Source organism: Streptomyces sp. NBC_01017, from assembly GCF_045162795.1.
Lineage (GTDB): Bacteria > Actinomycetota > Actinomycetes > Streptomycetales > Streptomycetaceae > Streptomyces > Streptomyces machairae.
Map to the genome: position 1 here is coordinate 904,788 of NZ_CP108683.1, position 18,740 is coordinate 923,527.

Consider the following 18,740-nt stretch of genomic DNA (forward strand, 5'->3'; position numbering starts at 1 on the left):
TGATCGGAGTGGCAAGAGCCGTGTAACGGGAGACGTGGAGACCTGGTCCGATGCTGACGCCGATGAGCTGGACATCCTTCTCGACTACTGCGGGAGTGGGGATGTTCAGGATTTTCGCGCGGCAGTGGATTGAGGCTCTCACGGGCGGCCAACAGCCGACTGAGGCGGAGCGTAAGCTCCGCGAGCAAGTGTGGGACCTTCTTTTCTCAGGCCATCCTTCGTAGCGGATGCTGAAGAGGTGGTGAGGGTGCCGGCTGAGGGCGTGACGGGGCCGGGGCGGCCTGTGGTTCGGGGCTCCTGGGTTTGTCGGTGAGTCCGGGAATCAGGTGTCACGTTTCCTGCCGGTGTTCAGTAGATATTTTACTTCCTGAATACTTGAAAGCGGCTGTTCATGGCCTGAGTTCGGGCGCCGGAGTGTCGGGGCGACGGGCTACTGTGGGCGGAGGTTTTGGACGATCCGGCGGGAGTGATGGGCAGTGGCGGGCGAGACGCTGGCGACGATTGTGGGGAACTTGACTGCGGACCCGGAACTTCGGTTCACCGCTTCAGGGATTCCAGTGGCCGGTTTCACGGTGGCGTCCACGCCGCGGACGTATGACCGTGAGCGGGCGGAGTGGGTAGATGGTGAACCGCTGTTCCTGCGGTGTTCGCTGTGGCGGCAGGCCGCCGAGAACGCTGCCGGGTCGCTGACCAAGGGCACGCGTGTCATCGTCAGCGGACGACTCAAGCAGCGGACCTTCGACGACAACGAGGGACAGCGCCGCACGGTCGTCGAGATGGATGCCGAAGACATCGCGGTCTCCCTTGCGTATGCGACCGTGTCGGTCAGCAAGACCTATCGGCCTGGCGGGAGTGGGGCATCCGCGCCGGCGCCGCGTCAGCAGCCTCAACAGCCCAGCGCCGAGGGGGACTCGCACCCGTTCTGAGTGGTCGCCGCCCGTGAACGTGAACCGCGACGTGCAGAAGAATTGGGACGAGCGCGTCAGTTGTTGCTGGGCCTGGCTCTTTCGTCCACTGGCTGGCGCGGGGCTTTTCCCGGTCAGGCGCCGGGTCATCATGCTGATGAGTGCCCAGTTCAGGTGGGCTTCGCTGTGCTGCGGGAGGCGTTCGTAGTCGCGCACGATGCGGCTGTTCATGCACCAGTCGATCATGCATTCGATTTTCTAGCGGCGCGGCAGCACGACGTACCCTTGGCGCCCTTGGGGCGGGAGACGATGCGCAAGGTGAGCCAGAGGCGTTTGCGGGCCCGGTCCGCGAGTTCGCCGGCGTAGCCGCGGTCGGCCCAGACCTGGGTGATCTGCGGCTGGGTGAGACGCAGCCGCCAGAAGGTGTCGCGGGTGGCGTCGCGGTCTTGGAGGTCGGCGGGCATCACCGTGATCATCATGGGCAGACCGAGCGTGTCCACGGTGATATGTCGCTTGCGGCCATTTTCTTCGAGGCGTCGTAGCCGCGACTGTTGCGGCCGACGGTGGAGGCGCCCTTGACCGACTGGGTATCCACGCGGGCTCCACGGCCGAGCGCCCGCGAGTGGACGGCCAGCAACGTCCGGCAACGGCGTCAGCGACGGTGGAGCGCAGTGTGACCTGAGACTTCGTGGCCCTGATCCCGACCAGCCGGCGGGGGCGGACCTTGCGGGCGGGCACCGAGTAGAGGTTCGCGTCGAAGGCGACCAAGCAGTCCCCTCCGACGTGACGCAGATGCCGCTGGGCAACCACATAGGGGGACTTCGGCAACGGACGCAGAGCCTCCGCCGCAGCGGCACCCAGGCCGCGAAGGCGGCATTCATCTCCTCGATGGAGGAGAAGGCCCGGCCTGCCGGCACATGATCACGGACGAAGCTCGACAGGAAGAACCCGGACAAGACCAGGCCTTGACCGGCCCCGCCGTTTCAGGGATGACACTTCCCTTCAGCCCTCTGCGGGGCAGTGTGTGAGGCAGCTGGTGGTGCATGTCCTGCTGCCTGGAGGTGCGCAGGGCCCGCAGGAGTGCGCCCCTACGGTGGGATGTGCCGGAGGGCGGACAAGGCTTGGAGGCGCGATGACAGAGTGGAACCCGTGGGAATTCGACCTCGATGACGGTTCCTGGATTGACGCGGATGACTCTTCTTCGGGCCGGCAGCCCCAGCAGGCAGCTGTACCCACACCGGCGCCTGGGGCACAGTCCTTGTTCGGACAGAGCGCGACGTCCCAGGAACGGGTGTGGAATGCCCTGAACGGGCTGGGCGACCCGGACGTCTGGACCGGCCAGGGTGTGACGGAGCAGCTGGGAAATGACGCGCTCCGTGTACTGAAGGAGGTCGCGGACAGTTACGGGATCACCGTCGCGGGCAATGAGGACCTGGCCTCCCTGGTAGTGGCACATCTGGCGGCTGAGGCGGCCGCGGCGGCCGGGCCGCCGACCGCCGTCGCCTACGCCGCGGTGCCCACCACTGCCCCGGCCCCGTACACCAGCGCCGGTATCGGCGACGACCGCCAGTTGCTGCAGTGGTGTATCGACTACGGCTACGCCCGCTATTCGTACCAGCAGGTCTGTGCCGGCGTCATGACGCAATGGCAGTACGAGACGCAAGAAATCGACGGCTGGCTGCTCAGGCTGGCCGCTCGGTTGCGCCTTCCCACCGCCGGCGCCGACCCCGACGGCCTGTGGCAGGCCATCGTCACCAGCAGCACACCCGCCGCCGGGCAGCAGCACCCGGCCACCGCGCCCCCGCCCGCAACCGGGCACACCACCACCGTCTACCAGAACCAGGACGGGGACCGGGATCAGAGCGACGATTCGGCTGTGCTCGGGTGCGTCCGCGACCCGCAGCTGCAGGCCCTGACCTTCGACGCTCTGGCCGCCTACCTTGCCCAGTGGGACCTCAGCCGGGAACGGGTACAGCACTCACTGGCCCGAATCGCCTACAACTCCTCCGTCAGCCTGCAAGGCCTGGACTGGGACCAGGCCTGGAAGGCCATCGTGGCAAAGGAACAGGCCCCGTCCGGCGCCGGACAGGGGACCCCGGGCCCGGTGCCCGCTGCCGCACCCGCGCCGGACCACGAGGCCCTGGTGAACGCCTGCCTCGCCCGGCGCCTGCCCCTGCACACAACCCTGGCCGATATCAGCGGCAGGGCACACGTCCAGCAGATCGACGTCGCAAACTACATCATCGCCCTCGCCCGCCACCGGCTCGGCAGGACATACACCGACCCGGAAACCGCCTACCACGACCTGCAGCAAACCGTTGCTCCCCAGCCCCCGCCCACCCCCACCAGGAAACGCCAACGGAAGCAACCGGACTACGAACCATGGCTGCTCAGCGCGGCCCTGAGCACCGACAATTCCCGGGAGATCGCCCAGCAGGCCGAAGCTGTCGGCGCACCCACCACAGATACCGGCATCGAGAGCGCGATCCGCGCCCTGGGGGGCAAGCTCGGTCTGCAGGGAACTACGCAGGAGATCCGCAAACAGCTGCACGCCCTGGAGCACAACGGCGAACTGCAAAACCCCGACCTCTACATACCGGCTCCCGCCCCCCAACCCGCCGCCCAGCACATGCAGCCCACCCTGAACCGTCTCACCCCCATACAACAGTGGCTGCTCAGCGCGGCCCTGAGCACCGACAATCCTCGGGAGATCGCCCAGCAGGCCGAAGCTGTCGGCGCACCCACCACAGATACCGGCATCCAGGCCGCGATCTGCGTCCTGGGGGGCAAGCTCGGTCTGCAGGGAACTACGCAGGAGATCCGCGAGCAGCTGCGAGCCCTGGAGCACAACGGCGAACTGCAAAACCCCGACCTCTACATACCGGCTCCCGCCCCCCAACCCGCCGCCCAGCACATGCAGCCCACCCTGAACCGTCTCACCCCCATACAACAGTGGCTGCTCAGCGCGGCCCTCAGCACCGACAATCCCCGGAAGATCGCCCAGCAGGCCAAACCCGCCGGCGCACCCACCGCAGCGTCCGGCATCAAGGACGCGATCTGCGTCCTGGGGGGCAAGCTCGGTCTGCAGGGAACTACGCAGGAGATCCGCGAGCAGCTACGAGCCCTGGAGCACAACGGCGAACTGCAAAACCCCGACCTCTACATACCGGCTCCCGCCCCCCAACCCGCCGCCCAGCACATGCAGCCCACCCTGAACCGTCTCACCCCCATACAACAGTGGCTGCTCAGCGCGGCCCTCAGCACCGACAATTTCCGGAAGATCGCCCAGCAGGCCAAACCCGCCGGCGCACCCACGTCACCGCAAGGCATTGAGAAGGCAATCGACGTCCTGGGGGGCAAGCTCGGTCTGCAGGGAACTACGCAGGAGATCCGCGAGCAGCTGCACGCCATGGAGCACAACGGCGAACTGCAAAACCCCGACCTCTACAGGCCGGGTCCCGCCCCCCTACCGGCCGCCGAGGACGTGCAGGGCGCCTTGGACAGTCTCACCGAGGTGGAGTGGTGGCTGCTCGGCGCAGCCCTCAGCTATGACACGGTGAAGATCATCGCCGGTACAGCTGCAAGAACGGGAAATGGGGCGCCAACAAGCCCCAAAGGTATCCAGGGAGCGATCGAGAGGCTGGGTGAGAAACTGGGGTTGGCAGGAACCGCCGGCAAGATCCGTAAACAGCTGCGCCGGCTGGAAGCACAGGGAATATTCCGCGATCCGGGTACATACCGCTGACGGCGTGTCCCGGGGTTTGCGTAGTTGGGTGTCGCTCTATTGGCTGTGGCTGCGTGGCCTCTCACCGGGGGCCAACGGCTGGGCCTGCACTCAAGGATGCTCCGTCATTCGCATTCCATGTCCCGGTGTACGACCACCGTCTCCACTCCCTGGGAGGCGAGACGGGCGGCGAGCTTCTCCGACATGGCGACCGAGCGGTGCTTGCCGCCGGTGCAGCCGATGGCGATGGTCACGTACCGTTTGCCCTCACGGCGGTATCCGGCCGCGATGAGCTGGAGCAGCTCGGCGTAGCGGTCGAGGAATTCCTTCGCGCCGGGCTGGCCAGCGACGTACGCCGACACCTCCTCGTTGAGGCCGGTGTACGGGCGTAGCTGCGGCACCCAGTGCGGGTTGGGCAGGAAGCGCATGTCGACGACCAGGTCGGCGTCGATGGGCAGGCCGTACTTGAAGCCGAAGGACATGACGGTGGCCCGCAGCTCGGGTTCCTCCTCGCCGGCGAACTGGGCGGCCATCTTGGCGCGCAGTTCGTGCACGTTGAGGCTGGAGGTGTCGATCACCAGGTCGGCGTCGCCGCGCAGCTCGCGCAGCAGCTCGCGCTCGGCGGCGATGCCGTCGACGATACGGCCGTCGCCCTGGAGGGGGTGCGGGCGGCGCACCGACTCGAAGCGGCGTACCAGGGCCTCGTCGGAGGATTCCAGGAAGACGATCCGCCGGGTGACGTGCTTGGCCTCGAGGCCGGCGAGACATTCGCGTAGATCGTCGAAGAAGCGGCGGCCGCGTACGTCCACGACCACCGCGATCCGCGCCACGTTCCCCCCGGAGCGGGCCCCCAGCTCCACCATGGTGAGGATCAGCGCGGGCGGCAGGTTGTCGACGACGAACCAGCCGAGGTCCTCCAGGCACTTCGCCGCCGTGGAACGGCCCGCTCCGGACATGCCGGAGACGAACAGCAGCTGTGGGAGGGCCGCTATGGTCTGCAGATCTCGCGGCGCTGTGGGCTGCGGGTCGCACTCGGTCATCTTGTGCCCTCGTCGTTCTTTGCGGGCCCAGCGGTCACGGCGTTCCCGGGGTCCGTGCCCGTGTCGGGGTCAGCCGCCGTCAGCTGGGTCGTGGCGGCTGCTCCTGGCCTCCTCGGAACTGATGCACCAGGGGGGCCGGTATCGGTTGCGGGACCGCAGCCCCGCCCCGGACACGCACCCGGTCCACACGTGAACGAGGCAGGCCCCTTTGGGGTGCTCACCCCATCACCTTCCAGCCGGAAGAACACCGCCCCAACGGGCCGCTCAACAAGCACACCGACTCGACCGGACATCGGCACCTTGAGGGGACCGGGCGGGCTGCGTGGACAACGACGGGCGGGCTCCGGGCATCTTGCGGCGTGCCTGTCGGCGGACCGCTGCAGGCTCTTGCACGGCCACAGGGGACTGTCACCTGCCCGAACCGGGAGCCGGGCATTCCCAACCGGTGGGGGACGTTACAGCTGCCCGAGGAAGTGCCCGAAGGCCCATCCAGCGCACTCCCCCGCCGCGCCAGGATGCGAAGCATGCCGCAACCCATCCCGCCCGACGCGCCTCCGGCACAGCACGAGACATGGCACCCGCCGATGGCCCCGCTTCCTGCACAAGGACAGTGGTGCCCGCCTGTGTTCCCGGTACAAAAAGCCGTCAGCGCGCAGGTCCCCGCACAAAGAGCCATCGTCGCGCAACGCTTCGTATGCAGGCAGTGCGATGTCGCCTGGTACGACACCGACACCACGTGCTGGAACTGCCACCGGCCCGCACACCCCGCCGCCACCGGCCGCACCGGCCACGGCTCGCCCGACCTGGCGGGATGGCGGCCCCCCTGCTGGTGAGGGGCCGCTGAGGGCCCGACCGGCGTCCCAAAAAGGCGTCCCAAAAAGGGGGTCGGCCGCCAGGGCGTCCGCCCGGGTGAGGGCGACGGCGTGGCCGGCTGCCTCCAGCCGGCCGGCCGGGCGGCGTACGCGCGAGGGTCGAAGCTGAGGGTGCGCCGGCCGCAACCGAGGCATGAACCGCCGACCTGTATGGAGCGGGGCGCGCTCAGGCTGGGTTGGCCGCTCGTAGCGGGTGGCGTCCCGTCAGGTGGTGTAGGGGATCAAGGCACTGGAATGCGCAGACCAGGGACGGTGGCTCGGCCCGACCGGGCGCCCAGCTCGCCCTGCCAGGAGGCTTCGTGGAAAGCCACCTCCGCACAGATCTCCAGATCTCCCTGGGCCTCGGCCCCGGAACGCCCAGCGCTTGATCCTCTCCGCCACGTCGCGGGACACGACCTCGTAGCGTGCCGTAGTGACGGCGGGCCGGGTGCCGCGTGAACCGTCTGCCTTGCCGGCCGGCTGTCCCAGGGTATGCCGGCGGCGCGGTGTCCGTCCGCGGCCCGACCCGGCACAGACGTGTCCCGGCCGGTTGGTTTTGGAAGTCGGCGTGTCGGCCGTGGCTGCCCTGTCATCCGGGGCGGACTCCTCACCGCATTCCTTGCCGGAACCGGCCTCGAACTCGCCATAAGGGCAGCTCAGATTCCGTGTTTCGCCAGGCAGAAGGGATGACCTGCCGGATCCAGGAGTACCCGCCATGCGTCGGGGCGCGGCTGGAAGGACGGCACAGTGGCGCCCAGGGCCAGCATCCGCTCCTGGGCGGCGTCCAGGTCGTCGACGCTCAGTTCCGGGTGAGCCTGCTTGCCCTGGGCCGGATCGGGCCAGGTCGGGGGGCGGAAGTCGGCCTGGCGGATGAAGCCGAGGCCGGGCGCCCCTTCCCTGCCGAGCAGGACGAAGTCGTCGCTGCTGTAGAGCACGGGCAGATCCAGGGCACTGCTGTAGAAGCGCGCCGGCTCATGCGGGTCAAGGCAGTCGAAGTCAATGGAGAGGAGACGTATCTCGGGTGTGCTCATGAACCGGACGGTAGGCCATGACCAGGACAGCTTGTGTCCTGGTCATGGTGGACACTGTTGACTGTGACCAGGACCTCCTCCCGCCTGCTGCGCCTGGTGTCGCTGCTGTCCGCGCGCCCGGTGTGGACGTGTCGTGACCTGGCCGAGCGGATGACGGTCACCGACCGCACGATCCGCCGGGACATCGCCCGGCTGCGGGACCTGGGCTACGGCGTCGAGTCCGAGCCCGGCCCCTGGGGCGGCTACCGACTCAGTCCCGGCGCCCGGATGCCACCGCTGGTGCTGGACGACGAGGAGGCTCTGGCCGTCGCCGTCGGCCTGCGCGAGGCTGCTCTCAGCGGAGTCCTCGGCACCGGTCAAGCCGCCCTTTCAGCGCTGCTCAAGCTCCGCCAGGTCCTGCCCAAACACCTCGCAGACCAGATGGCCGTACTGGAGGGAGCCCTCGATCACACCCCCCGCTCCGGCGAACCGCAGATCGACATGCCCATGCTGCTGGAACTGACGCGGGCCTGCAGCAGCGGGCTGCGCGCGACCCTGTCCTACCGAGACCACGCCGGCCGCGCCACTGTCCGGGAGGTCGACCCCTACCGCATGGTCCATACCGGCCTTCGCTGGTACCTGGTGGCACGCGACGTGGTCAAGCAGGAGTGGCGCACGTTCCGCGCCGACCGGGTGAGCGACGTGCACTCCACCACCGAACCATCCGACCTGACCGATCCCCCTGAGGCAGCGCAGCTGGTCTCCCGGGGCATCGCGAGCGTCACCTACCCCGTGTACACGACCATCCGCCTTCCGCTGCCCCTGGACCGCGCCCTGGAAGCGGTCCCGCCCACCATCGGCACCCACAGCCCCGACGGCCCCGAAGCCACCGTGGTCCGGATCGGCGGCAACAGCGCCGAGCACCTGGCCGCTTACCTCCTCAACCTGGGCACCCCGCCGACCGTGCTGTCCCCGAACGAAGTGCGCGAAGCACTTGCCCGGCGGGCCCAAGCCCTCCTGGCAGCCAACAGCTGACGGCAAGAATCAAGGTGGCTGCTGCCGCGGCTGGCCGAAGTGCTGGACGGGCATGCCGTGGTGGCCACGCCGCTTTCGACCGGGGAGTATTCCAGCGGGAACTGCGCCGTCACCTCGGCGACGTGCATGCCGCCCGGGCCTGGCCTGGTCGCTTGCGCCGGCACGACGCCATGGTGCCCTACGCGGTGTGGCACGGTCTGCGGTCTGCGGTCTGCGGTCTGCGGTCTGTGGTCTGCCAAGCGTGGCACCTACTGCAGCCAGCCCCTCGGTGGGCCGCACGACGCCGTCGCCGACTGCCGCCTCCTTCTCGGCAAGCTTCGTGCCATGGCCAAAGCCCCTGACCCGCAGGTGACCAGCGGACAGCCTTGGCGCCGTAACTGCTTGATCACCTCACTCGTTCATCTCCGCGAGATTCCGGAGCAGGAAACCGGCTTCACCCCCCGGCCGGAATCTCCGGCTGCCGCGATGAGGACACACCTCTGGAAGACAGCCGTGGTGCAGTCGGTCCGCGCCCTCCTCTGCTCGGTGCGGGCCGACTGCTGCAAGCGCGAGAGCCGCCAAGGAACGCCGCACGGCTCTGGCCCGGGGTCAGGCGGTGGCGCGTGACCACCAGGCGGCCACGTCACCGCCGACGAGACGTCGGCCGACGTGCCTCCCAAGGCCGATCCGCCCGCATCCTTCCTCCCGCAACGTCGTTGAACTGCGCGAATGCGGATGTACACCCTGGGCGACCGAGCGCCCTCGGCCGGCTCAACCAGGGTGCGTATCCGCTCCTCCCGGTTGAGCCTGCCGGTGAGATGGGGCCCCGGGACGTCATGGCCTCGAAAGTCCCGGGGCCCTCACCCACAGAAAGGGCATGCGGTCGTCAGTTGGCGACGTCCCCGTTCGGCACAGCCGGCAACGGGCATCGGGTAGACACGGTTTGTAGCACAGTGCTCTGCTGGTTGATCATCGACGGCAGGAGGACGCCCATGGCCACCGGCACGGTGAAGTGGTTCAACGCAGAAAAAGGATTCGGGTTCATCCTGCAGGACAGCGGCGGGCCCGACCTGTTCGTCCACTGCACGGGCATCACCGGCTCCGGCTACCGGGAAATGTACGAGGGCCAGAAGGTCAGCTTCGAGGTCGTCCAGGGACACAAGGGACTGCAGGCCGAGAACGTCACCCCTGCATGCCCCCCGGACAGTGCCCCGCCGCCCAACCGCGGAGTACGAGGTCAAGCCCGTTCAGTGAAACTCCGCGTAGAGACGCCGGACGGAAACGGAAATCGTGGTGCCGGCGGAGGAATCAGCGGCCGATGCCTGCCCCGGCTGTGGGTGCCAGTCGCCGGATCCCGCCGACAGGGAAGGACCCTGCGACCTCCCCAGGCGCCATGGCCCTTCCCCGGCCGGCTCCAGATGGCTACCCGTACACCCGGGTCTTACGCTGTCACAGCTGACGGCCGGTGATATCCCCGCCGGGGTCGTCGGCCAGCACGATCGCCGCGGTGATCCGTTTGCCCACCGGTTCACGGTGGATGGCGAAGCTCTGGCCGACCGCCATAACGATCTCCAGCCCATGCCGGCCGATCCGGGTCGGGTCAGGCGCGAGGATCACCGGCGGGGTCGGGTTGCTGTCCCACACGGCCACCTCGATGGCACCGCCGCTGATCTCCAGGGTGAGCAGGCACGGTCCGGGCGCGTACTTCCGGGCGTTGGTAACCAGCTCACTGACGACGAGCTGCACCATGCCCATCGCCCGTCCGGACACCGGCAGCCCGTGCACGGCCTGCACATCGGTGAGGAAGCAGCGGGCCAGGCCGCGGGCAACGGCGATGTCCTCGCTGCCCTCGAACGCGCCGGACACCGAGAGAACGTCCCCCAGCAGCGATTGCCCGTCCTCGCCGCCTGCTGTCTGTTCCATGCCGACCCGCCCTCGCCCCGCGCCCACACGTGCTTCGCTCGTTTGCCCCCGAACCTTCACATCAGGCCGGTCAAGCACGAGGTATGAGTCACGCTGGGTAGAGCGTGAACGCTTCACCGCGGCGGGAGCGGACCACGGTGAAGTGGCGTCTGTCGAGTGCGGCGACGCGCAGCGTCTTGATCCGCCCGGCGACGGCAATGACCGACGCGTCCGTGCCGCCGAGCGGCAGACTCGCGTACTGGCGGACCAGTTCGCCCATGCGCTGCAGGTCATCCGGTATCAACCCCGTGACCGTGCCGTACGCGCCGGCGGCTAGGAGCGTGTCCCAGTAACCGACGCCGGGCTGGTTCTGGCATCGGATGATCGTTCCCTCGCCCGAAACGCGATGTCGCATTTCCGCCAGTGCCAGTGGCTCGCTCACGAGAGAGTCAGCGAAGGCTCGTGTTCCCGATCGCGGGCCTGTCCGTCTGGCACTCCGCGAAAGGCACAGCGCATGCACGTCGTCCCCGGGCTCAAGGTCCTGTACTTCGGAACTCCGGTGGTGCTGATCAGCTCACTCAACGAAGACGGCACGGCCAATCTCGCGCCGATGTCCTCGGCGTGGTGGCTGGGCCAGTCCTGCATGCTCGGTCTCGGCAACAACGCCCAGACCACCGCGAACTTGCTGCGGGAGGGCGAGTGCGTGCTCAACCTGCCCTCGTCGGCGATGGTCGATGCTGTCGACCGGATCGCGCTCACCACCGGGAAGCAGGCCATGCCGGACTACAAGAAGGAGCAGGGCTACCGGTACGAGCCGGAAAAGTTCTCGGCAGCCCACCTGACCGAGCAGGCATCGGACCTGGTCCGGGCCCCCAGAGCCGCGGAATGTCCGGTCCAGCTGGAGTGCAAGGTCGCCTCGGCCCATCCCTTCGGCGGCCCCGAGTCGCACGCCACCGCCTTCGAGGTCGAAGTCCTTCGCGCCCATGTCGCGGAAGACCTGGTCATCCCGGGGACGCACTACGTGGACCCGCTCGGCTGGGACCCGCTGATCATGAAGTTCTGCGAGTTCTTCGGCGGCGGCCACAACGTTCACCCGTCGAGGCTCGCCGAGGGCTGGAACATGCCGCACCAGCTCCAGTCGACGGTCGCCTGAGCAGGCATCCGGCGGCCACCCGCCTGCATCTCGTGACCATTCGTGCGAGATGATCACGGTATGCGCCACAGGGACGGGTTATTCGATGCCGAGCCGGTTGAGCCGAAGCAGCCGCGGGCACGTCCGACGGTGGTGTACAAGCGGTTCCGGGCATTCGACCCGCACCAGATCCTGCTGCTGCCGCCGTCACTGGACGACTGGCTGCCCGAAGACCACCTGGCCCGCTTCGTCGCCGACCTGGTTGACCAGGCGCTCGACCTCGCGCCGATCCTGTCCGACTACACCGAGAAGCGCGGCTACCCGCCCTGAGCTTCCCCCGTTGCTCGGGAGGTGTTGGTCAGCTGGTCAGCTGGGGTTGATGGGTGTTCAGGTTCGTCCGTTCGGCTGCTGCCTGTTCGGCGTAGTGCTTCTCCTCGTACTCGATGGGGCTGAGGTAGCCGAGCCGTTTCTGGATGCGGCGGGGGTTGTAGAAGCCGTCGAGGTATTCGAACAGCGCGAGGTTCGCCTCGGCCCGGGTGGCAAAGACGCGGCCGCGGATGCACTCGGTTTTGATCGTGGACCACAGGTTCTCGGCGAGGGCGTTGTCGTAGCTGTCGCCGACCGACCCCATGGACGCTTCAACGCCTGCCCTGACCAGTCTTGTTGTCAGCTTCACGGAGGTGTACTGCCCGGAGCAGCCGTGATCGGCGTGATGGACGAGTGTGCCGGGTGTGACCTCGCGGGAGGCGAGGGCGTACTCCAGGACGGTGAGGACCAGGTCGGCGTCCGCCTTGTGGGAGGTCTCCCAGGCGACCACGCGGCGGGAGAAGCGTCACGGATGGCTGACAGCCACGTGGCCCCTCGTGCGTGGGGATCATCGTCAGGTCGGTGACCCACAGCCGGTTCGGCGCGGGCGCGGTGAAGTCGCGCTGCACCAGGTCGGCGGCGAGGCCGGCGTCGGGGTCCCGGCGGGTGAAGCCCCTGGTGCGGCGCGGGCTGACGCCTTGCAGGTCGGCCTGGCGCATCAGGCGTTCGACGCGTTTGCGGCCCACGTGCACGCCCTCCCGTTTGAGCTGGGCATGGATGCGGGGCGAGCCGTAGATCCCGCCGGAGTCGGCGTGGATCCTGCGGGTGTGCTCGGTCAGTTCCGCATCGCGCCGCCGGCGCTCGCACGGCTCGGGTTCCGGCGGACTGTTTGATCTTCATGGTGTCACTGGGATGTTGACGGTGCCGAGGGTGGGCGCGGTCGTCATTCGGCGGTGACTTCGGCGACAGCGGCGCATGCGCTGGTCTCGTCGACGATGGGTCTGCCCTCGGCGCAGGCGGACAACAGGGCCTGAACGGCGAGGTTGTTGACGGCGCGGGGATAGCCGCGGGCGGTGTCGTGGATCAGTGTGATCGCGTCGTCGGCGAACAGGGTGTCGGTGCGGCCGGCCAGCGCGAGGTGGCGGACCAGATAGGAACTGGTCTCCTCTCCGGTCATGGACGGCATGTTGTAGCGGACCTGGATGCGCTGGTCGAGGGCGGCCAGGACACCGAGTTTGATCTTGTGCCGCAGGGTCGGCTGGCCGTGCAGCAGGCATGCCAGCGGGCTGGAAGAGTCTTCTCTGAACTTGTGACTCGTCGCTGTTCGTGATTCTGGCCTGCGGTTCAGTGTCCGGTCGCGCGGGTGACGGCGTTCGCGATCAGGGCTGTATTGACGGTGTCGAGTTCTGTGAGGGCCTCGCGTAGGTCGACGGGGACACCTTCGCCGATGCTGGCGGCGATTCGCAGCATCCTGGCTTCGCTTCCTGAGCAGGGAAGACGTCCGCGGTTGAGGGCCATCACGGAGCGAGGCCAGTCGATGCAGGTGGTCACTTCTGCGGTGTCGAAGTCGGTCCCGGTGAACAGGAACTGGTCCCGGAAGTCGGCGCGGTGGAGCCAGCAGCGGTGGGCGATGAGGAGTTCGACGGCGGCGGTCGAGTTGTGCAGGCCGCGGGCGTGTGCTCGCAGCCGCAGGTGGAGGTGTTCGTCCGGGACGGTCATGCGGATCCTTTCCAAGGGTGGCGTCCGCTGGTGATGTGGCTGCCGACGAGGTGCGAAGGGACAGCGGGCATTCCGAGGTCGACGGCGGTGTTCTGGCGGATGATCTGGTCGACTTGGGCGAGCTTCTGCTGGGCTCCGGCGAGGCTGACCTTGAGTCCTTCGACTTCGCCGAGCCAGCCTTCGCGTTGGGCTTCGTTGATGCGGGCGAGCAGGTTGTCGTGTACTTCGGCCAAACGGTTTCGCTGGGTCGGCTCGGGCCGCAGGAGAGGACATCGCAAGCAGGAATGCTCATGGATGCAAGGAGTGCTGAACGCCCGCCCGCAGGTGCCCAGGGCGACCTTGCGGCGTTCGAAATGGCCGAGGAATTCCTCCCACTCCTCCTCGGTCGGCAGCCTGTACTCCTCGGTGGGGCGGAGCGATCGGCGAGGGGTGATGAAGGCTCGGTGCCCGTTGATGACTTCTTCGGGATAGACCGCCTTGTAATGCATCGTGGTGTTGATGTCCTTGTGTCCGACCACGAGTTGAGCGATGTGCGGCGGCATGCCGTTCATGACGGCATCGGTGATGAAGAGCCTGCGCAGGTCATGGGGACGGAAGACCAGAGGCTGGCCGCTGGCATCGGTGATCCCGGACTCGGTGAGGGCGTCTTTGAGCAGACCGCGGATGGCGGCTTCGGCGATCGGCCGGTTCTCCACTCGAAGGCGTCGTTGGAACAGCAGCGGTGCGGGCGGGTTCCAGGTGCGTTCGTGCCGGTCGTAGTCGACCACGAGCGGGACTGCTCCGCTGCTGTCGCGGACGCGGGAGACGATCGCCGACAGGACGTCGGCCAGCTCTGGGGAGATGACCAGAAGACGCTCCGTATCGGTCTTGGACGGGGCGATGTGCAGCAGCGGGATGAGCTCTCCGGTGGAGGGCAGGACGTACTGGACGAAGCTGTGATGGCTGAGTTCTTTCAGCTCCTCGATCCTCAGGCCGGTGGCGCGAAGAACCTCGACCGCGGCCCAGGTCCAGAATCCGCGGTGTTCTTCGAGGGTGAGGTCCCGGCGCTGCCCGGTTTCCGGGTCGTCGGCCCAGATCCGGGCGCCGGCCTGCCGGGTCGTGACCGAGCGGCGCAGTCGCTGATCCCCGCTGGTGAACTCCTGGCCTGGGGCGACCTGTTGGGCGGCCGCCAGCCACTCGGCGCTCTCCCGCCGTCTTCGGTCGGCCGTGGCCACCAGGACGGGCAGAATCGGCATCTGTTCGCGGGTCCGCTGGTCCATCCGCGACTTGCGGTGCTGACGTTCCTTGGCGTGGGATGCCTCCTCCAGGCGGATCGGGCAGGGAACCACCCACGGCCCCCAGCGGGCGGGATCCTCGGTGGCCCAGTGCGCGATGTCCAGGTAGAAGGCGCGCACGGTGGTCAGGCAGTTCAGGGCGCCGGCGCGGGGCCGGGTGCCGCGTTTGGTGGTGACGACCTGGATCCGCTTCTTCCGTGCCGCCACGACCGCCGGGGTGAGCCGGATGTCGCTGATGCCCGGATGGTGCAGCTCGAGGTCTTTCCAGAACAGGCGCCCGAGCTGGTAGGCGAGGTGACGAAGACTGCTGTGGTCGAGCCCGACCTGGCGTTCTCGGAGGTAGTCCACGATGAGGTCCCGGACCGGACGACAGACGATGTCATAGCGGTCGATCAGCTCCTCGATGGGCAGTTGGCCTCGGGTGCGGAACACCCGCACGGTGTTCGGGGCGTCCTCCGGGAACACGTCGAGCGTGTGAAGTGCCTGGTAGAAGCTCAGATTGTTGCGCTTGCGCCGGTTGCCGACGCCCTTCTCGGAGATGTACTCCAGCAGCTCCAGGCAATCGCCGACGACGATGTCGCGGACACCGCCGCCTTTGGCCGCGATGATCGTGGCGATCCGGCAGAGGACCTCCATCCTGGTCGCAGGCGGCGGCTTGTCCATCGACCGCTCCGTGCCGTCTTCCATCAAGGCGTTCAACTCGGCGAAGGTCTCGGGATCGCGGACGCGTGCCATGTCCGCGGCCAGGTAGCGGACCGTGGTGGGGGCGGTGAGCCAGTGCAGGGACGGACGGATCACATCGGCGCAGATCAGGGTCCGCAGAGCGCCGCCGAGGTGAAGATAGGAGTCCTCGACGAATCCGATCTCCTTGGAGCGGATCCAGTCCATCACCAGTGCCCGCCAGGCCGCGGTGCCCGCGGTGGCCTCGGCTCCGCCGGCGCTCCAGCGTTGCTGCCAGGTGTCACCGGGCTGGTCGGCGAGCCAGTCCAGCGTCCGTCGAAGCCCACGGCGGCGTTGGGCCTGGCTGGTGGGGTTGTCGGGCAGGAACGGCGGTGCGAACAGGCATTCCAGGACCTGCTCGCGCGTCCGCTCGGTGGCCGACCACGTGGCCGGGGTCGAGCGGGGCGGAAACCGGATGAGCAACTCTGCGACGTCGTCCGTCGGCCGGCCGAACGCATCGGGCTTGTCGGCTGCGAGAGACGGCGGGTCGACATGGCGGTGCCGTCCCTTGACGACGTTCATGGCTCGTCCCTGCGGAAGAGGATGTCGAGTGACTCGGGCCGATACCGCAGAGGCTCCTGAGCTCCAGCCCCGCCGGCTTGCCGATCGGCATCGCCGCGTTGGCGGGTGTGGTGCGCGAGCACGCTGGCGATCACGTCCTCGACCGGAGCCGAAATATATATTTGAGTGGTCGATAAATGGGCGTGTCCGACACGGCAGCTGTAGTTCTTGATCACGGCTGGTCGTGGCAGCGGTGTCGTTGCTGGTGGCAGGCGGTTGCGACGGCTTGGTGACGGCGCCTCCAGGCGATCCAGCGCAGGACATGATCACGGTCGCGGGCGGCTGGGGGCAGCACGATGGCCCGCAGGAGACGGATGAGCTCGGGACAGGTCAGCGGGACGAGTCCGGGTTGCCGCTCGGAGCCCTCATGGATGGCTGCGGCCGTGAGAGCGAGGACGACGGCGGCGAACAGGGAGAACAGTGACCAGCGCATCCAGGAGTTCCAGCAGGTCACCTGACCCTGGTCGAGCCCGGTGAAGCCCTTTGTGAGCTGGAACGTTTCCTCGATCCGCCACCTGCGCGAGATCACTTCCATCAGTGTGGCGAGGGCGACGTCGCCGGGTGCCCAGCAGCGGAAGTAGGACACCTCGCCGGTGTAGCGGTGCCGCCGCGCGACCAGCACGCTCGTCCCCGCCCCGGCCGCGTTCTCGTTCTCGTTCTCGTTCTCGTTCTCGTTCTCGTTCTCGTTCTCGTTCTCGTCGGGAGTGTCGTCGGGGCGGACGTCGAGCCAGGCCCAGTCGTACTCGCGGGTGCCCTTGGTGCCGTGTCCGGTCTGCCGGCGCATCCACTGCTCGGGACGCACCTTGTTGATCAGTTTGCGGGCCTCCCACCGGCGGCCGCCCCCGTCGGTGACCTGGTACGTAGCGGCGATGCCGACCGTGTAGCCCAGACCCAGTGAGCGTATGCCCCGGCGCAGTTCACGCCCGCAGTACACCTCGTCGCCCGCGAACCAGCGTGCCTCGATCCCCGTGGCGAGTGCGCCGGTGACCATGGACAGCGCCTGCTGCGGCTTCGTCGCGAACCCGACCTCCTCCGGCACCCCGGCGACCTCGCGGCGTTCCTCGTCCGCGGCCCAGTCCGCCGGGAGATACAGGGCCCGGTCGATGATCACCTTCGTGGTCGCGGAGACCGCCGCCAGATGCACCGCCACCTGACACAGACCGACACCGCCGATCGCACCCGAGTACTGCCGTCCGGCTCCCACACACTCCGTCGAGGACTTCGCATCGCCCGTCTCGTCCACCACCAACACCACGTCCTGCCCGGCGAGTTCACCGGCCACCAGGCGGACGATCTCCTTCCCCGCCCGATCGTGATCGAACCGGGCACGGGACAACAGGTGCTGCAGCCGGTGAGGGCCCGGATGTCCCAACGCCTGCCCGAGCGTCCAGCAGTTCCGCGTGTCCACCTCCAGCAACAGTCCGGCGACCAACTCGGCGGCTGTCGCCCGCGTTTCACGCCGTGTGAAACAGCCCGCGACGGTTGCCATGACCCTCCCGAATGTCTCGCCCCACGTCTGCTCCGCTATCGTGGCCTCCGCGGCCACCGTGTCTTGATACGTCGTCACAAACGTTCATGATCGCGGTGGCCGTCCTCATGCCCGCACGCACCCCCGACAAGACACTGACCAGACCAGACGCTGGAACTACAGCTGCCGTGTCCGAGGACCCATTGCACGTCGGTGAGCGGCATCTGCGGGTCGCGTGCCATGCGGTAAGCGGCGGAATGCCGCAGGTCGTGGAGGGTCCAGTTCGTGCCGAGTACGGCGTTGGCCCGGGTGAACATCGCTCGTGCGGCGTGGTAGTTCAGGGCCCGGAACGGCCTGCGCAGCGTCCACCACAGTGGTTCGTCCCGCCCCTGCGGGACCAGCCCGTGAATCTGAGCCTGGTAGAGCCGAAGCCAGACGAACGCGTCGGGCGCCGCGGGTAGTTGCTGCAGCGCGCGCGTTCCCTTGCGGACCACGGTGATCAGCTGCTGGCCTGGATCGGCATCGGCCTGCCGGACGCCCAGCAACTCTGAGGCGCGGGCGCCGGTGGAGATCCAGAACGCGACCAGCGCACGGTCTCGCAGCGAGGGCAGCAAGGCGAACAGCTCGTTGAACTTCTCATCCGGGATGTTGCGTGGAATGCGCTGCGGCAGTGCCGGACGGAACAGCCCGGACTTCTGATTGCGCGCGGGCTCGATCGGGCTGCGGTGGGTATTGATGCCCCGGCCCCTGCGGCCCCGTGCCAGCGGGAAGGGGTTGACCATCGGGCCGGTCCCGGTCTCAAGGTGGAAGTCGTAGAAATGCCGCAGCACGCTCTCGCTGTGCGCGGTCGTCGTCACGGCGTACTTCACGCCGGGCGAGGGCTTCCCCGTCACGGGGTTCAGGGTCCCCGGCCGCAGTGAACCAGATGTCCCCGGTGATGCAGCGGGCCTGTTCCGCCGGGGCTTGTCGGTGAGCTGCAGCCACCGGGAGAAATCCCGGGCTTCGACGCGGGTCACCTGGTCCCAGGGCGCCTCGATCGCCCAGAGGAACCGGAACCACCTCAGCAGATCCATCCCGTAGGACCGCTGGGTCGTTGCAGCACGCCCTGCAGCCT

Annotated in this window: 15 protein-coding genes and 4 pseudogenes; 6 read left to right on the forward strand and 13 right to left on the reverse strand. The window is 68.0% G+C overall.

Annotated elements, in window-relative coordinates; translation table 11 throughout:
- The first annotated feature begins 476 nt into the window (after positions 1–476).
- Entirely contained in the window at positions 477–926 is a 450-nt protein-coding gene (locus OG331_RS04470) for a single-stranded DNA-binding protein (protein WP_406191757.1), read from the forward strand.
- Positions 927–1,147: 221 nt separating this feature from the next.
- Here OG331_RS04470 and OG331_RS04475 read toward each other — a convergent pair whose 3' ends face one another.
- Both OG331_RS04475 and OG331_RS04480 read right to left on the reverse strand, forming a co-directional pair.
- Positions 1,148–1,405: a hypothetical protein gene (locus tag OG331_RS04475; RefSeq protein ID WP_406191759.1), complete on the reverse strand. Its 258-nt coding sequence runs from the start codon at positions 1,403–1,405 to the stop codon at positions 1,148–1,150.
- Between the two features lie 92 nt (positions 1,406–1,497).
- Positions 1,498–1,834: pseudogene (locus OG331_RS04480) on the reverse strand (Mu transposase domain-containing protein); the annotation flags it as partial.
- 329 nt (positions 1,835–2,163) lie between these two features.
- Between OG331_RS04480 and OG331_RS04485 the strand changes: the two are divergent.
- The gene (locus tag OG331_RS04485) at positions 2,164–4,650 is read left to right on the forward strand and encodes a hypothetical protein (RefSeq protein ID WP_406191761.1); all 2,487 of its coding nucleotides are present in this window, start codon (positions 2,164–2,166) and stop codon (positions 4,648–4,650) included.
- 104 nt (positions 4,651–4,754) lie between these two features.
- On the opposite strand, the gene rapZ is transcribed toward OG331_RS04485, so the two are convergent.
- Both rapZ and OG331_RS04495 read right to left on the reverse strand, forming a co-directional pair.
- Entirely contained in the window at positions 4,755–5,669 is a 915-nt protein-coding gene (gene rapZ / locus OG331_RS04490; protein ID WP_406191763.1) for an RNase adapter RapZ, read from the reverse strand.
- A gap of 1,507 nt (positions 5,670–7,176) precedes the next feature.
- Positions 7,177–7,551, reverse strand: a complete 375-nt coding sequence (locus OG331_RS04495) for a VOC family protein (protein ID WP_406191765.1) — start codon at positions 7,549–7,551, stop codon at positions 7,177–7,179.
- 63 nt (positions 7,552–7,614) lie between these two features.
- Between OG331_RS04495 and OG331_RS04500 the strand changes: the two genes are divergently transcribed.
- A complete protein-coding gene (locus OG331_RS04500; protein ID WP_406191767.1) occupies positions 7,615–8,565 on the forward strand; it encodes a helix-turn-helix transcriptional regulator in 951 nt (316 codons plus the stop codon).
- Positions 8,566–9,536: 971 nt separating this feature from the next.
- Positions 9,537–9,737: pseudogene (locus OG331_RS04505) on the forward strand (cold-shock protein); the annotation flags it as partial.
- 256 nt (positions 9,738–9,993) lie between these two features.
- On the opposite strand, the gene OG331_RS04510 reads toward OG331_RS04505, so the two are convergent.
- Together OG331_RS04510 and OG331_RS04515 are read right to left on the reverse strand one after the other, a co-directional pair.
- A complete protein-coding gene (locus tag OG331_RS04510) occupies positions 9,994–10,467 on the reverse strand; it encodes an ATP-binding protein (RefSeq protein ID WP_406191769.1) in 474 nt (157 codons plus the stop codon).
- Positions 10,468–10,555: 88 nt separating this feature from the next.
- Positions 10,556–10,888, reverse strand: coding sequence for a hypothetical protein (locus OG331_RS04515; protein ID WP_406191771.1), 333 nt, complete (start codon positions 10,886–10,888; stop codon positions 10,556–10,558).
- 72 nt (positions 10,889–10,960) lie between these two features.
- Between OG331_RS04515 and OG331_RS04520 the strand changes: the two genes are divergently transcribed.
- A complete protein-coding gene (locus OG331_RS04520) occupies positions 10,961–11,599 on the forward strand; it encodes a flavin reductase family protein (protein ID WP_406191773.1) in 639 nt (212 codons plus the stop codon).
- 60 nt (positions 11,600–11,659) lie between these two features.
- Positions 11,660–11,905 (forward strand): annotated as a pseudogene (locus OG331_RS04525) (IS1182 family transposase); the annotation flags it as partial.
- 31 nt (positions 11,906–11,936) lie between these two features.
- On the opposite strand, the gene OG331_RS04530 reads toward OG331_RS04525, so the two are convergent.
- The 7 genes and pseudogenes from OG331_RS04530 to OG331_RS04560 form a co-directional block, all read right to left on the reverse strand.
- Positions 11,937–12,395, reverse strand: coding sequence for a transposase (locus tag OG331_RS04530; protein WP_406191775.1), 459 nt, complete (start codon positions 12,393–12,395; stop codon positions 11,937–11,939).
- A gap of 181 nt (positions 12,396–12,576) precedes the next feature.
- Positions 12,577–12,723 (reverse strand): annotated as a pseudogene (locus OG331_RS04535) (IS3 family transposase); the annotation flags it as partial.
- 104 nt (positions 12,724–12,827) lie between these two features.
- Positions 12,828–13,061: a hypothetical protein gene (locus tag OG331_RS04540; RefSeq protein WP_406191777.1), complete on the reverse strand. Its 234-nt coding sequence runs from the start codon at positions 13,059–13,061 to the stop codon at positions 12,828–12,830.
- Positions 13,062–13,228: 167 nt separating this feature from the next.
- A complete protein-coding gene (locus OG331_RS04545; protein ID WP_406191779.1) occupies positions 13,229–13,603 on the reverse strand; it encodes a hypothetical protein in 375 nt (124 codons plus the stop codon).
- Positions 13,600–16,119, reverse strand: coding sequence for a tyrosine-type recombinase/integrase (locus OG331_RS04550; protein WP_406191781.1), 2,520 nt, complete (start codon positions 16,117–16,119; stop codon positions 13,600–13,602). Before OG331_RS04550 ends, OG331_RS04545 begins: the two co-directional genes overlap by 4 nt.
- 211 nt (positions 16,120–16,330) lie before the next feature.
- Complete coding sequence (locus OG331_RS04555) at positions 16,331–17,647, reverse strand: IS701 family transposase (RefSeq protein WP_406191783.1); 1,317 nt, start codon at positions 17,645–17,647, stop codon at positions 16,331–16,333.
- 74 nt (positions 17,648–17,721) lie between these two features.
- Positions 17,722–18,519, reverse strand: coding sequence for a tyrosine-type recombinase/integrase (locus OG331_RS04560; protein ID WP_406191785.1), 798 nt, complete (start codon positions 18,517–18,519; stop codon positions 17,722–17,724).
- Positions 18,520–18,740: the final 221 nt, after the last annotated feature.